General features: G+C 73.1%; 14 protein-coding genes. 9 read left to right on the forward strand and 5 right to left on the reverse strand.

Annotated elements, in window-relative coordinates:
- The first annotated feature begins 40 nt into the window (after positions 1-40).
- From ACZ3J7_RS10895 to ACZ3J7_RS10910, 4 genes are all read left to right on the forward strand, one after another.
- Positions 41-520, forward strand: a complete 480-nt coding sequence (locus tag ACZ3J7_RS10895) for a macro domain-containing protein (RefSeq protein WP_465619067.1) — start codon at positions 41-43, stop codon at positions 518-520.
- Positions 521-860: 340 nt separating this feature from the next.
- Positions 861-1,052 (forward strand): hypothetical protein, encoded by a 192-nt coding sequence (locus tag ACZ3J7_RS10900; protein ID WP_465619069.1) that lies wholly within the window; start codon positions 861-863, stop codon positions 1,050-1,052.
- A complete protein-coding gene (locus ACZ3J7_RS10905) occupies positions 1,049-1,627 on the forward strand; it encodes a helix-turn-helix domain-containing protein (protein WP_465619071.1) in 579 nt (192 codons plus the stop codon). The genes ACZ3J7_RS10900 and ACZ3J7_RS10905 overlap by 4 nt, the downstream gene beginning before the upstream one ends.
- A 124-nt stretch (positions 1,628-1,751) precedes the next feature.
- A complete protein-coding gene (locus ACZ3J7_RS10910; RefSeq protein WP_465619073.1) occupies positions 1,752-2,624 on the forward strand; it encodes a class I SAM-dependent methyltransferase in 873 nt (290 codons plus the stop codon).
- 29 nt (positions 2,625-2,653) lie between these two features.
- Here ACZ3J7_RS10910 and ACZ3J7_RS10915 read toward each other — a convergent pair whose 3' ends face one another.
- The gene (locus ACZ3J7_RS10915) at positions 2,654-3,334 is read right to left on the reverse strand and encodes a VanZ family protein (RefSeq protein ID WP_465619075.1); all 681 of its coding nucleotides are present in this window, start codon (positions 3,332-3,334) and stop codon (positions 2,654-2,656) included.
- Positions 3,335-3,471: 137 nt separating this feature from the next.
- Between ACZ3J7_RS10915 and ACZ3J7_RS10920 the strand changes: the two genes are divergently transcribed.
- Positions 3,472-3,846, forward strand: coding sequence for a VOC family protein (locus ACZ3J7_RS10920; protein WP_465619077.1), 375 nt, complete (start codon positions 3,472-3,474; stop codon positions 3,844-3,846).
- A 106-nt stretch (positions 3,847-3,952) separates the two neighbouring features.
- On the opposite strand, the gene ACZ3J7_RS10925 is transcribed toward ACZ3J7_RS10920, so the two are convergent.
- Entirely contained in the window at positions 3,953-6,106 is a 2,154-nt protein-coding gene (locus ACZ3J7_RS10925; RefSeq protein ID WP_465619374.1) for an RICIN domain-containing protein, read from the reverse strand.
- Positions 6,107-6,237: 131 nt separating this feature from the next.
- A complete protein-coding gene (locus ACZ3J7_RS10930) occupies positions 6,238-7,707 on the reverse strand; it encodes an RICIN domain-containing protein (RefSeq protein ID WP_465619079.1) in 1,470 nt (489 codons plus the stop codon).
- Positions 7,708-8,176: 469 nt separating this feature from the next.
- Between ACZ3J7_RS10930 and ACZ3J7_RS10935 the strand changes: the two genes are divergently transcribed.
- From ACZ3J7_RS10935 to ACZ3J7_RS10950, 4 genes are all read left to right on the forward strand, one after another.
- On the forward strand, positions 8,177-8,422 hold the full coding sequence (locus tag ACZ3J7_RS10935) for a cupin domain-containing protein (RefSeq protein ID WP_465619376.1): 246 nt from the start codon (positions 8,177-8,179) through the stop codon (positions 8,420-8,422).
- A gap of 216 nt (positions 8,423-8,638) precedes the next feature.
- On the forward strand, positions 8,639-9,514 hold the full coding sequence (locus tag ACZ3J7_RS10940) for a nitroreductase/quinone reductase family protein (protein ID WP_465619081.1): 876 nt from the start codon (positions 8,639-8,641) through the stop codon (positions 9,512-9,514).
- 105 nt (positions 9,515-9,619) lie between these two features.
- Positions 9,620-10,195, forward strand: a complete 576-nt coding sequence (locus tag ACZ3J7_RS10945; protein WP_465619083.1) for a MarR family winged helix-turn-helix transcriptional regulator — start codon at positions 9,620-9,622, stop codon at positions 10,193-10,195.
- A 12-nt stretch (positions 10,196-10,207) separates the two neighbouring features.
- The gene (locus ACZ3J7_RS10950) at positions 10,208-10,870 is read left to right on the forward strand and encodes a hypothetical protein (protein ID WP_465619085.1); all 663 of its coding nucleotides are present in this window, start codon (positions 10,208-10,210) and stop codon (positions 10,868-10,870) included.
- On the opposite strand, the gene ACZ3J7_RS10955 is transcribed toward ACZ3J7_RS10950, so the two are convergent.
- Both ACZ3J7_RS10955 and ACZ3J7_RS10960 read right to left on the reverse strand, forming a co-directional pair.
- The gene (locus ACZ3J7_RS10955) at positions 10,852-11,487 is read right to left on the reverse strand and encodes a class I SAM-dependent methyltransferase (protein WP_465619087.1); all 636 of its coding nucleotides are present in this window, start codon (positions 11,485-11,487) and stop codon (positions 10,852-10,854) included. The genes ACZ3J7_RS10950 and ACZ3J7_RS10955 overlap by 19 nt on opposite strands.
- A 482-nt stretch (positions 11,488-11,969) precedes the next feature.
- Positions 11,970-12,839 (reverse strand): acyl-CoA thioester hydrolase/BAAT C-terminal domain-containing protein, encoded by an 870-nt coding sequence (locus ACZ3J7_RS10960; protein ID WP_465619089.1) that lies wholly within the window; start codon positions 12,837-12,839, stop codon positions 11,970-11,972.
- Between the last annotated feature and the right edge of the window lie 133 nt (positions 12,840-12,972).

Genomic DNA, 12,972 nt, shown 5'->3' on the forward strand with positions numbered 1-12,972 from the left:
TGCTCCGCGTGCTGTCGGCGGTGGCTGCGAGGATGCCCGCATGGCGGAGACGATCACCTACCTGCGGGGCGACGCCACGGCGCCGCAGGGCAAGGGCGCGCGGATCATCGCGCACGTGTGCAACGACCTCGGCGGCTGGGGCAAGGGCTTCGTGCTCGCGCTCTCCCGCCGCTGGCCCGAGCCGGAGGCCGCGTTCCGCCGCTGGCACCGGGAGCGGGCCGGCAACGACTTCGGCCTCGGCGCGCTGCAACTCGTCCAGGTCGGGCCGCAGTTGTGGGTGGCCAACCTGGTCGGCCAGCGCGGCATCCGCACCGGCCGCTCCACCGGCGTCCCCGTCCGCTACGAGGCGATCGACGCCGCGCTCGCCAAGCTCGCCCCCGAGGCGCTGCGGCTCGGCGCCTCCGTGCACATGCCGCGGATCGGCTGCGGCCTGGCCGGCGGCAGGTGGGAACGGGTCGAACCGCTGATAGCCGAACGACTCAGCGCGCAGGGCGTGCCGGTCACGGTCTACGACCACTGACCCCGGCCCCCTCCCGCCGCGCCCCTCCTCGTCCGTGCTCGCCATCGTCGGAGCCCTTCCCCGACGGACCGCTCGGCGGGACGCGGAGTGCGACACCATGGTCCGACGGAACCTGACCGAGCTGGCCGAGCGGCCCTGACCGCGGTCCCGGCGGCTGCCCGGCGCGGCGTGGTGGTCTCGTCCGGGTACTGCCTCGACTCCTTCGTGAGCCCACCACCCCCGGTGGCGTCACCAGCACCGGCATCATCGCGGCCGGGGCGCAGCGCGGGCTGACCTCCGCCACGACTACCGCCTCACCTCCCTCGGCGCCGACGCCGCCCTCGTCGGCGACAGCCGCAGCGTGCTCGCCCGGTTCACCGGGCCCGCCCTCGCGGCGATCCAGGATGCCCACGTGGAGGTGACCGTCCGGGACCGGCTCGGCGGCCTGCACCAGCAGGTTCTGTCCTGCCTGGTCGACGCCGACCGCGCCGACCGCGTCCTCGCCCACGCCGGCCCCGACCTGCTCCGACGCCCCTTACGATGCCGGGTATGACGGAAGACCCCGGTGACCTGGACGGACTGGTCCGCAAGCGGATCCGCGCACTGCGGGTCGCCCAGGGCTGGTCGCTGGAGGAGCTGGCGGCCCGCGCCAACCTCAGCCAGTCCTCGCTGAGCCGGATCGAGAACGGGCAGCGCCGCCTCGCCCTCGACCAACTCGTCACCCTGGCCAAGGCCCTGGACACCACGCTCGACCAGCTCGTGGAGACCGCCGCCGAGGACGTGGTGGTCAACCCGACCGTCGACGGCCCGCACGGCACCATGCGCTGGCCGGTCAAGGGCGACCCCGGCATCAGCGTGGTGCGCCAGCGGATCACCGAACCGCCGCCCGACAACCCGGCCCGGATGCGCGCCCACCCCGGCCGGGAGTGGCTGGTCGTGCTCTCCGGCACCGCGATCCTGATGCTCGGCCACCGCCGGATCCGCCTCGCCACCCACCAGGCCGCCGAGTTCCCCACGATGATGCCGCACGCCATCGGCGCCGAGGGCGGCCCGTGCGAGGTCCTCGGCATCTTCGACCGCGACGCCCGCCGAGGCCACCGCCCCGACCCCGGCCCGCGCAACTGCTGACGGCCCGCCCGACCACCGGGCCCGACTGACGGTGGCTTGCGCCTGCCGCATACGGATACGGCGCTCTCTTGCGCTTTCCGGGAGGGCACGTGCTCCACGCGCATACCGCCCGTACGGTGGATCCATGAGCCACCCGCACTCCCACACCCACCCGCACACCGACGTCCACCCCCACGCGCACGCGGCCGAGGAGGACGCCGAACTGGCCGAGGTCCTCGACCTGGACGCCGAGGTGCTCGCCGACCACCTCGCCGCGATCACCGACTGGCTACCGCTGGACGCCGAACCCCGGCACGTCGTCGACCTCGGGGCCGGCACCGGCGCCGGCACCTTCGCGCTGCTGCGCCGCTTCCCCGGGGCCCGGGTCACCGCCGTCGACACCTCGCCCGGCCACCTGCAGCGCCTGCGCGAGAAGGCCCACGCGCTGGGCCTCGCCGACCGGGTCACCACCGTGCAGGCCGACCTGGACGCCGACCGCTGGCCGGAGCTCGGCACCCCCGACCTGGTCTGGGCGTCCGCCTCGATGCACCACATGGCCGACCCCGGGCAGGCCCTGCGCCGGGTCCGCGACCTGCTCGCGCCGCACGGCCTGTTCGCCCTGGTCGAGCTGGCGGGCTTCCCGCGCTTCCTGCCCGCCGACGCCCCCGCCGAGCGCCCCGGCCTGGAGGAGCGCTGCCACGCCGTCACCGACCTCCTGCACGCCGAGCACGTCCCGCACCGCGGCGCCGACTGGGGGCCGCTGCTGACCGCCGCCGGCTTCACCGTCACCGGCGAACGCACCGTCACCGTCGACGTCGCCACCACCGAGCACCCCTCGGTCGGCCGCTACGCCCTGGCCGGCCTGCGCCGGATCCGCACCGCCGCCGCCGACCACCTCGACCCCGCCGACCTCGCCGCCCTGGACCGCCTGACCGACGCCGACGGCCCCGACAGCATCGCCCTGCGCCCGGACCTCGCGGTGCGCACCGAACGCCAGGTCTGGGCCGCCCGCCGCTGATGCACCCGACGCGCGGGGATCCGCGGGGATCAGGGCCGCGCGTACAGGGCGCGGCCGATCCGGCGGCCCACCAGGAGGTGGGCGAGCAGGGCGCCGAGGGTGTTGAGCACCACGTCGTCCACGTCGAAGGCCCGGCCCTCCACCAGGAGGCCCTGCGCCGCCTCGACCGTGACCATCACCAACGCGGTCAGCGCCGTCGCGGCCAGCACACTGCGCAGTCGGGGGAACAGCACCGGCAGCAGCACGCCGAACGGCACGCCCAGCAGGACGTTCCCGCCGACCTGCTGGACCGCGGCCCGGACGGCGGGCTGGTCCAGGTAGGCCCGGAGCGAGGCCCCGAGGTGGAAGTTGGGGTGCACCAGGTTCCGCGCGCCGGGCACCGGCACCAGCGTCACCCGGGCCAGCCCGACCGCGAACACCACGGTCAGTACCAAGCCGGCCAGCAGGACCAGCCACCGGACGGCGACGGACAGCGGCCCCCGCCGGTGCAGGAACGGCGGCTTGGCCCGCTCCGTCCGCTCCGCCCGCTCCGTCCGCGCGGCGTCGGGTTCGGGCGCGGACACGGGTGCGGGACCGGTTCCCCGGGACCGCCAGTGCTTCAAGTGCCACCAGTGGGCGCTCCCGTCCGCCCGGCCGGTGCCGACCGGCACCGGCTTCCCCTGCTCGACGCCCGCCGTCCGTCCGCTGCCCACCGTCGTGGCCCTCCCCATCGTGCGTCCGATCCTCCGGTCCCGGTGCCCTGCCCGCACCGGATACCCCGGGGCGCTGCCACCATGCCGGTCCGCCCGGTGCCGGTCCGGTGTGCCGCGTTCGCCTTCCGGCGCGTCGGTGGGGGAGACTCCCGGGCATGGTCTCAGTAGTGCAGAACGTCGCGATCGACTGTGCGGACGCCTTCGCACTGGCCCGCTTCTGGAGCGCCGTCACCGGCCGCCCGGTCGACCCGGACAGCGCGCCGGGCGACCGGGAGACCCAGGTCGAACTCGCCGACGGCGGCTTGGTGCTGTACTTCAATCAGGTGCCCGAACCGAAGACGGTCAAGAACCGGGTCCACCTCTGCCTGCGCCCCGACGCCGCCCGCGACCCCGAGGTCGACCGCCTGCTCGCCCTCGGCGCCACCCTGGTCGCCGACCGCCGCAACCCCGACGGCACCGGCTGGGCGGTGCTGGCCGACCCGGAGGGCAACGAGTTCTGCGTCCTGCGCAGCACGGCCGAGCGGGGCTGAACGCCGTCCGAAGGCCACCCGCTGCCGTCCGGTGCGCGGGGAACGTGCCGGGGCCGCCCCTCCCGCACGGAGGGGCGGCCCCGGTCTTCTCCGGTGGGGACCGGGCCTACGGGTAGGCGACCAGGTTGGCCACGTTGGTGGCCGAGTTGGACGGGCCGCCGGTCGAGTTGATGACGTGGGCGATGGTGCCGGTGCCGCCGAGCGAGACGGTCACCATGTCGTGGAAGCGCACGCCCGTGCGGTTCGGGGCCTCGAAGGAGTGGTCCTCCACCACGGCCGGGTTGACGTTGAAGTAGGCGTAGGAGCCCAGGCCCCAGGCCTCGTGCGCGGTGACGCCGGACGCGACCTGGTAGGCCGGGTAGCCACGGGTCGAGCCGTTCATCCAGGCGGCCTGGTTCGGCGGGTCGTACGGCAGCTCGTTCTGGAAGAAGTACGTGCGGCCGTTGTTGCCGTTCCAGATCACCTGGGTCTGCTGGTAGTGCTCGACGAACAGGCCGTACATGGTGACGTTGCCGCCGTTGACGACCAGTCCGTTGGCGGCGGTGTTGCTGGTCCAGCCGACACCGCTGCCGTGGTCCGCCCGCCACAGCCACATGTGGTCGCCGATCACGTTGTTCGAGTTGACCACCAGCGACTGGCTCGCCTTGCCGACGCCCGCGCCGCCGATCCGGAAGAACACGTCGTGCAGCGAGGTCGGGTTCGCCGAGTGGTCGGCGGACGAGCCCGCCGCACCGACCTGCATCAGCACCGGCGAGTTGACCGTCCCGGCGTCGATCAGGAGACCGGCCAGCTTGACGCCGTCCACGTCCGCGACGTTCACGGCGGTGACGCCGTTGTCCGGAACGAGGGTGGCCAGGCCGAGGCCGAGCACCACGGTGTCGGCGCGGTTGACGTTCAGCGGCTGGTTCAGGTGGTAGACGCCAGGGGTGAACAGCAGGTTCTTGCCTTGCGCCAGCGCGGCGTTGACGTCGGACGCGGTGGCGCCCGGCTTCACGATGAAGAACTGGTCGATCGGCAGCGAACTGCCCGGCTGCGCGCCACCCGCCCAGCTGGTGCCGGAACTGTTGGAGCGCAGTGCCGGGACGAACACCTTGTAGGCGCCCGCGGCGTCGACGTACAGGAAGGGCTTCTCGCGCACCACCGGGGTCTGGTTGACGGTGGTGTACGGCGGGTTGGGGAAGGAGTTGGCGGGCGCGTTGACGTCGCCGACGAACACCATGTTCCAGTTGGAGCCCGTCCAGCTCCCCCACTGCGCGTTGCGCGACAGCCACTGCTGCTGGGAGCCGGAGCGGACCTGGCCGTCGATCTTCGAGTCGGCGACGAAGCCGCCCGAGGACCAGCCGCCGTCGTCCAGCTGCAGGTTGCCGCGCACGTGCATCCGGCGGTACGGCGCGGCCTGGGAGACCGCCCAGCGGTCGGTGCCGCCGGTCGGGTTGACCGACAGGTTCTCGGCCGAGCGCCAGAAGTTCTGCGTCGCGTTGCCCTGGAACCAGTCGGCCTCGGCGTGCACCGCGCCGTTGATCGTCACGTCGTCGGGGGACAGGCCGAGGCCCGCGACCTGGGTGTAGAAGCCGACGTTGGCGTCCACGCCGTAGCTGCCCGGCTTGAACAGCAGTGCCTGGCGCTGGGTGCCGAACTGGTTGCTCTCCTGCTGGGCGAAGACCGCGTTCAGCTTGGCCTGGATCGTCGCGGCGGGCGTCGACGGGTCGAAGACGGTCACGTTCGGCCCGAAGTCGGGCGTGCCGGGCGGGTTGGTGACGGTGCTGCCGAAGGTGAAGGACTGCGCGGCGGTGCCGTTGCAGGCGTACTGCTGCAGTTGCACCGCGTCGGCGGTGGAGGCGCTCGGCACGTCCAGGCACCGGCCGCTGTTGCGGTTGACGAAGTGGTAGGCGCCGCTCGCCTCGGCGACCGCCTGCCACTGCTGGTTCAGGCCGCCGCCGTACGTCCACAGCTGGACCTTGGCGCCGTCGGCGGTGGAGACGCCGGTGACGTCCAACGCCTTCGACGTGTCGTTCTGGTTGTTGATCCGGACGTACCCGTTGCCGAGGTCCTGGACCTGCCACTGCTGGGCGGTGGTGCCGTTGCAGGCGTACTGCTGGACGGCGGTGCCGTCGGCGGTGGCGGCCGCGGCGGCGTCCACGCACTTGCCGGAGTTCTGCGCCACCAGCGTGGTCGCCCCGCTCGGGACGGCGGCCAGTGCGGCGGGGGCGGGGGAGAGCAGCACCGCCGAGGAGGCCAGCAGGCCGACGGCCGCGGTCAGCGGGAGGAGCCTGCTGCTACCGCTGCTGTTGCTGCTACTGCTGTTGGCGCGGGTGCTGAGGGTGGTGCTGTTTCTGCTGCGCACGGGGGTTGCTCCTTTCTCCGGACACGGGGTCCGGGGACGGCGGGTGCTCAGGCGGGGAGGTTCCACTGCTGGTTGGCGCCGGCGAAGCAGTCCCAGATCTGCAGCCGGGTGCCGTTCGCGGAGGACGGGCCGGTGGCGTCCAGGCAGCGGCCGGAGGCCGGGTTGACCAGGGTCCGGTTCGACTGCGCCTGCCACTGCTGGGCACCGGTGCCGTTGCAGTCGTACAGCTGTGCCTGGGTGCCGTTGGCGGTGCCGCCCGAGGTCAGGTCCAGGCACTTGCCGAGCGCGCGGATCGTGCCGTCGGTGCCGACCGTCCACTGCTGGGCGGCGGTGCCGTTGCAGTCGTACAGCTGGACCGCGGTGCCGTTGGCCGAGCTCGCGGCCGCCACGTCCACGCACTTGCCGCCGTAGCCGGTGATCTGCCCGGTGCGGCCGCCGCTCGGCGGCGGGGTGGTGGAGCCGCCGGTGATCGCGTTGAAGGTCCTCGAGAACTGGTACGCCGACTGCGGGGTGCCGCTGCAACTGTCGGAGAGCGTGCCGCTGGACGCGCAGGCCTTGTCGCGGCCGACCGCCCAGAAGGCGAGCAGCTGGATGCCCTTGGACGCGGCGAAGGACTCCAGGGTCTGCGCGTTCGCGGTGGTGAACACCTCGGCCTGGGTGTCGTTGACCCCGATCATCGGGGTGTTGCCCTCCATCGCCCACAGCTGTTCGGAGGTCTTGGACGTCCAGATCTGGCCGAGCTGGGTGTGCAGGCCGTTGGCGGCACTGATCGCGGCCTGGCCCATGTCCATCGCCGGACCGTAGTCCATCGTCATGATGTTGACGGCGTTGACGGTCAGACCGCGGCTCTTCGCGTTGTTCAGCAGGCTGATCGAGTTGGATTCGAGACCCGAAGGGCTGACCGGCAGCGTGTAGTTGACGTCCAGCCGCTTGCCCGCCGCCGCCTGGGCCTGCTGGAGCGCGGCGAGCGCCTGGTTGCGGCGGTCGTTGGCAGCAGTGTCGTTCAGCGCGCCGCCCTCGATGTCCAGGTCGATCCTGGTCAGGTTGAGCGCGTCCACCACCCGCTTGTACTGCGTCTGGAGCGCGGAGACGCTGCCGCACGCCTGCCCCAGCTCGGTGCCGGCGGCGCCGCCGAAGCTGGCGATCACGTCGCCGCCGGCCGCCCGGTGGGCGTTGATCGCGTTGGTCCAACCGGCGTCCGTGATGGCGGTGTTGCCGTTGAACGTGGCGTTGCAGCTGCCGTCACTGATCACGAAGGCGAGGGTGACGTACTTCAGCCCGCCGCTGTTGCGGGCGTCCGCCAGGGTGTTCGGCGAGTTCCAGGTCTCCAGGTACGGCGCCGCGTAGTGCGCCGGGAAGCCCGGCCCGGCGTTGGCGGCGGCCGAGGCCTGGCCTGCACCGGCCACCAGCAGGCCGGCCACCGTGGCGGGCAGGGTGACGGCGGCGGCGGTCGCGCGCAGGAGGGCGCGGGCGCCGGCCCGGGGGCGGAGACCGGCGCGGGAACGGGTGCGGATCAAGGCGGCTCCTCGTGGGGGAGAACGTTCACTCGTTCATGAAGTGAACGCGAAGCGATGCCTGAGGGAGCGTCCGGAGCGGTCCGGGCAGGGCGGAGCGTCCCCTGACGGGGGAACAGTGGTGGTGGCCAGCAGCCCTGCCGGCTTTGGTCTGGACCTTTTTCAAGACGTGAAGTTAGGGGTGCCCGCGTGGTCACGTCAACCCCCGTGCGTACAGGACTCGAAGGCCGTGTGCGGAGCGGATCGGAGCGAAGCGATGGTGGGCCGGGGCGGGTGGAGCGGTGGTTCGGATTCGCTCGGCGCGGGTTTTTGCCAAACGGTCGACCACTTCGGGTGCCCGGCCGGATAGCTTCCGGACATCCGTCGAAACCTGGTGCGCGGGGCCCTGGCGCCTCGCGGGGAGGAGTGTGCCGTGAGTCCGTTCGACCTGGTGGGGGTCGCCGCCGAACTGCCGCTGGCGTGGAAGTCGCGCATGCTGGGCCGGGTGGGAGCGGCCTGCGTGAAGCTGCTGCGCATGGACGAACTGCCGCTGGCGGTGGAGCGCCACGACGCGGACGAGGCCCTGCTCGTGCTGGACGGCCGCTTGGAGTTGGAGGTGGACGGAGTGCCGCTGACGGTCCGCGCGGGGGAGCTGTACGTGGTCGCGGCGGGCGCCGCGCACGCCGTCCGCCCCGGGAGCCGCGGCACGCTGGTGATCGTGGAGGTGGCGGAGGGGTGACGGCGGCGCGCCGGGGTGGGGTGCTGTTGACCGCCGAGGCGGGACGTGCCTAGATTGTATTTGCTTGCAAATGTAAATCGACGACGACGGCGCGCCGCACCGCAGGATGCCGCACGCATCGGACCGTGCAGTGCGATGCAGTGTCGCGACGCGCCACGCAGTGCTGCGCCGTGCTGCGTCGGGGCGCGTCACGGGGAATGGGGAGGGCACAGCACCATGGCCGAGGACTTCAACCGACAGGTCATCGCAGAGTTCCGGGCGAACGGCGGAAGGGTCGAGGGGTTTCCCGACCTGCTGCTGCTCACCGCCGCCGGCCGGCGCACCGGCTGCCCGCGCACCACCCCGCTGGCCTACCGCGAGGACGCCGGACGCTACCTGGTGTTCGGCTCCAACGGGGGTGCCACCGAACACCCGCTCTGGTACCACAACGTCCTCGCCGCAGGCGGCGGCACCGTCGAACTGCCCGACGGCGAGGGCGGGATCGTCGCCCAGTCGGTCCGCCCCGTCGAACTCGCCCCGGACGAACGCGCCCGCCAGTACGCCGAACAGGCCCGCCGCTTCCCCGCCTTCGCCGAGTACGCCGACCGGGCCGACCGGGACATCCCGGTGATCGCCCTGCACCCGCTCGACCTGACCGGCGACCCCGGACTGCCCGCCGCAGTCGTCGCCGGCCTCCGGCTCCACCACGAGGACCTGCGCCGCCAACTCGCCGACCTGCGCGCCCGCCTGGACGGTGCCGACCCGGCTCCCGGCCCCGACCTGGCCGCCCAACTGCGCGAACGCTGCCTGAGCTTCTGCTACGGACTCGACATGCACCACATCCGCGAGGAGGGCGCCTTCACCGCCTTTGAACGCCGCTACCCCCAGCTGACCCCCGCGATCACCCGGCTGCGTGCCGACCACCGCACCGTCGCCGACGCGCTCGCCCGCTTCGAGGCCCACCTCGCCGCCCCCGACGACCCCGACGACCCGGCTACCGGCCCCGCCACCCTGCGCGCCGAACTCGACCGGCTCACCGAAGGGCTGGAGGCGCACTTCGCCTACGAGGAGGAACACCTGCTCGCCGTGTCCGCCCCGCACCCGGAGCGCTGACCGGAGGTCCGGTACGGTGAGGTCCGGCCCGCTGCCCAGGCGGGCCGGACCTCGACGCGTACCGACGGGACGCGTACCGACGACGCGTACCGACCGGGAGGGCGCATGACCGGCCCGTCCGCCCCCCGTGTCGAGGGCTACCCGCGCGGAGGTGAGGGTGCGCCGGGTGGTGGAGGCGGCGCGGCGGCCGACGGAAGCACCGCGAACCCGGAAGGCCTCAGCGCGGACGACGCCGTCCGGGCGATGCTGCTGCTGATGCCCCGTGTCGCCGCCCGGGTCAAGCGGACCGCTGTGCCCGAGGCGCTGGCAGGGTTCCAGCTCGCCCCCCGGCACCTGTCGCTCCTGGCCTACCTGGTCTTCGACGGCCCGATGCCGGTCGGCGCGCTCGCCGAACGCCTCGAAGTCGCCCACACCACCGCCAGCCTGATGGTCGGTGACCTCGCCCGCCAGGGCGTCCTGGATCGCAGCCCCGACCCGGCCGACCGGCGACGCACCATCGTCTCGCTGACCGCCGACCCCGACACCCGTACCGCGATCGAACGCTGGCTCGCCAACGGCTCCGCCTCCTGGCAGGCCGCCTTCACTCCGCTCACCCCCGCCGAGCGCGCCCTGTTCGTCCGCACCATGGCCGCCTACGAGCAGGGCACCGCGGACGGCGCCGGAGGCGTCGGCGCGGGATGATCGAATGAGCGGATGAACGTCGCCGATCTGATCCGCCGCCTGCCCGAGACCCCGGTCGTCCTGGAGCGCTGCCGTGCGCTCGCGATGCTGGACGCCGTCCTGAGCCCTGACTGGGGGGACAGGTACTACTCGTGCGACTCGCACTGGGCGCCCGGGGAGGTGATGGCCTCGATGCGCGACGGCAGCGGGAACGCGTACTCGATCGTCTTCACGGCGGCCGGGGCCTTCGCCCGCGGGTTCGACCACGAATCCGGCCTGAGCCGGTACGGACGGGGAGCGGCGGAGTTGTGGCCCGGGCTGCTCGACGGGATGCCGGAGGTATTTCGAAAGCAGGCCGAGGAGCCCGCCTTCTGTGACGAGGACGGGGTGTTGGAAGCCACGGTGTGCTTCTGGCGCCAGACGACCGACGCCGCCTGGCGCATGGGGAGCCCCGTGCCCGGGCCGGACGACGGCGGTGCCGCCGGACTGTTCGAGCTGCTGTTGGACGGCAGCCCCGAGGCGTACCAGGGCTTCGCGGAGGAATATTACGAAGCTGACACCGACCTCGACGCCGTCCGCCACGTGTACGCCCTGCGGCCGCTCACACCGGAGGTCGTGCGGGCGCTGAACCCAGACATCGAACTCCCCGAACTCGCCCGGGACATCGCGGAGATCGGCTACCCGACCGGTATGTGAGCCTCCACGGGCGGGGCGTCGTGGGACCGTGCGGAGCGGCGCGGCTTCAGAGAGACGGAACAGGCGATCGGGGGACCGCTCGACTCCGTCACGCGCAGGCCGGCACTGTGGGCGCGGCGGACCCGGTGGAGGTCGGAGCGCCCGCCGACCATCACCCGCCTGCCGGGCCGTCCCACCCGGCGCGGTTCCTCCGAAGACGGTTCCGGATCAGAGGACTCGTTCAGGGCCGCTGCCAGGTGCGTCGTGTCGCACGCACCGTCCGGGAACGGCAGGGCGCTGGCGTCCGCCCCGGCCGGGGGGATGCCGCCACCGCCCTCCTGGCCGACCCGGGCCATCGCGTGGCCGTGCGCCTCCTGCTGCACGTCGAGCACGTCAAGCCGTTCGGTCGGGCCCGAGCGCGGTGCCGTCCGCAGGGACTCCAGCCTCGTGCCCGGTCCTACCGTCAGGATCCGCGCGCCCGGCCGGGGCCGTGGCCGCGACTCCAACTGCCGCCGGCCGAGCAGCCGGTGCCGCGTGTACGGGCGTAGCACGGAATCCAGCGCCCGCCAGGACGAGGCCGCTGCACCCGCCGCCGCCGAAGCGGCACCCCAGCACACCGCGAGCATGTTCGCAGCCATGTACTCCTCCGATCTCCTGATGTCTCGTCAAAATCGGCGGTCAGCCAGGGTCATCTACCGGCCCGGTGTCCGTCGCATCCAAGATTCGTTGATCGCCGAGCTGCTGTCTCTGGAGGCAGGTTCCGTCTTTTCGGTGCAGCCAGCCTCACCGAAAAGACGGAACCTGCCTCCAGAGACAGCGAATGCGCGGCTGACTACTTTGAGGGCATGCGAACCCTTGTCAGCGTGAAGAAGAAGTGGCTCGGCGCGGCGCGGTGGCTCACCACCCGTCTGGCATCCGAGTTCCGTCGGGTGTTGTCCCTGTTGTCGGCCCCCGAGGTCCATGCGAACCCGGGCATGCCCACCGGCACTGGTGAACGGTCGGCGTCCCGTAGGAGCGCCCGCGGCGGTCCGGCCTCGGCCACCCGCGTGCGGGGGCGGTCCACTGGCGGGCTCTGCTGGCTCGCCGTCCGGACGGCGGGGGCTGATGCGGCCTCAGTCGCTCAGTTCGTGTGCGGCAGCCCGCCGCCGAGCACGGCGAGAACGTGCGGCCAGGCCGCCGCGCCCAGGCGGGCGTCCACCTCCGGGCCGCCGCCGTGGTCGAAGACCGGAGACGGAGGCAGCGGTGACTCGCCGGGCAGCAGCAGCCGGTGGCCGGCCTCCGGGTCGGTGACCAGGCGGACGGAGGCGCCGACGGCTTCGCGCCGGACGCGCAGGCGTTCGGCGAACGGCAGTGAGGGCCACATCGCGTCCGCGCCGCCCGCGACCAGCAACAGGTCGGCGCGGGCCCGCTCCACCGGGATCTCCGCAGCGGGCAGCGCGTCGGCGAACGTCCGCTCGCTCTGCTCGTACCAGCCCCGGATGGCGACCGGGGCGCTCTCCGGCTCGGCGGGCGTCCACGTCTCGTCCATCGGAACGAACGGCAGCGGCTGCCCACGCCACGTCCAACTCGAACGGAGCGGGCGGTTCGCACCGTCCGCGCCCGGTCCCACGTTGCACCACACCAAGGAGGTGGGTGCCAGCGCCACCACCGCGTCCACCCGCTGGTCGTGTACGGCAGTCAGCAAGGAGGCCTCCGCACCCTTCGACGTCCCGAGGAAGCCGATCCGCCGTGCGCCCTCCGCCCGCAACAGGTCGACCGCCGCCGTGAAGGTCTCCAACGGGACTTCACACACCCCGGGCGGCTGCCCCGGCCCACCGAACCAGCGGAACGTCAGCACGTCGAACCCAGCCTCGGCCAGCACCCGGGCCCGCGCCAGCTCCACCCGCCCGCTCGACCCCGACAGCACCACCACCCCGACATCGCTCCCGCCCGCAGGCGTGCACCGCCACCCCTCCCAGGGCACCGTCACCGCGCGCTCGACGATCTCCATCCGTCCGACTCCCCTCCGTCAGCTCCGGCCCCCACCCTCACCCGCCCTCCGCGCGCCGGGCAAGCGCCGACCGGGCGGCGGGGAGCGGACGGGCCCTCGTCGCGGGGCGCGGCGGGTGGTGACCGCCCGTGCG

The sequence above is a fragment of the Kitasatospora sp. NPDC015121 genome (genome assembly GCF_055562955.1).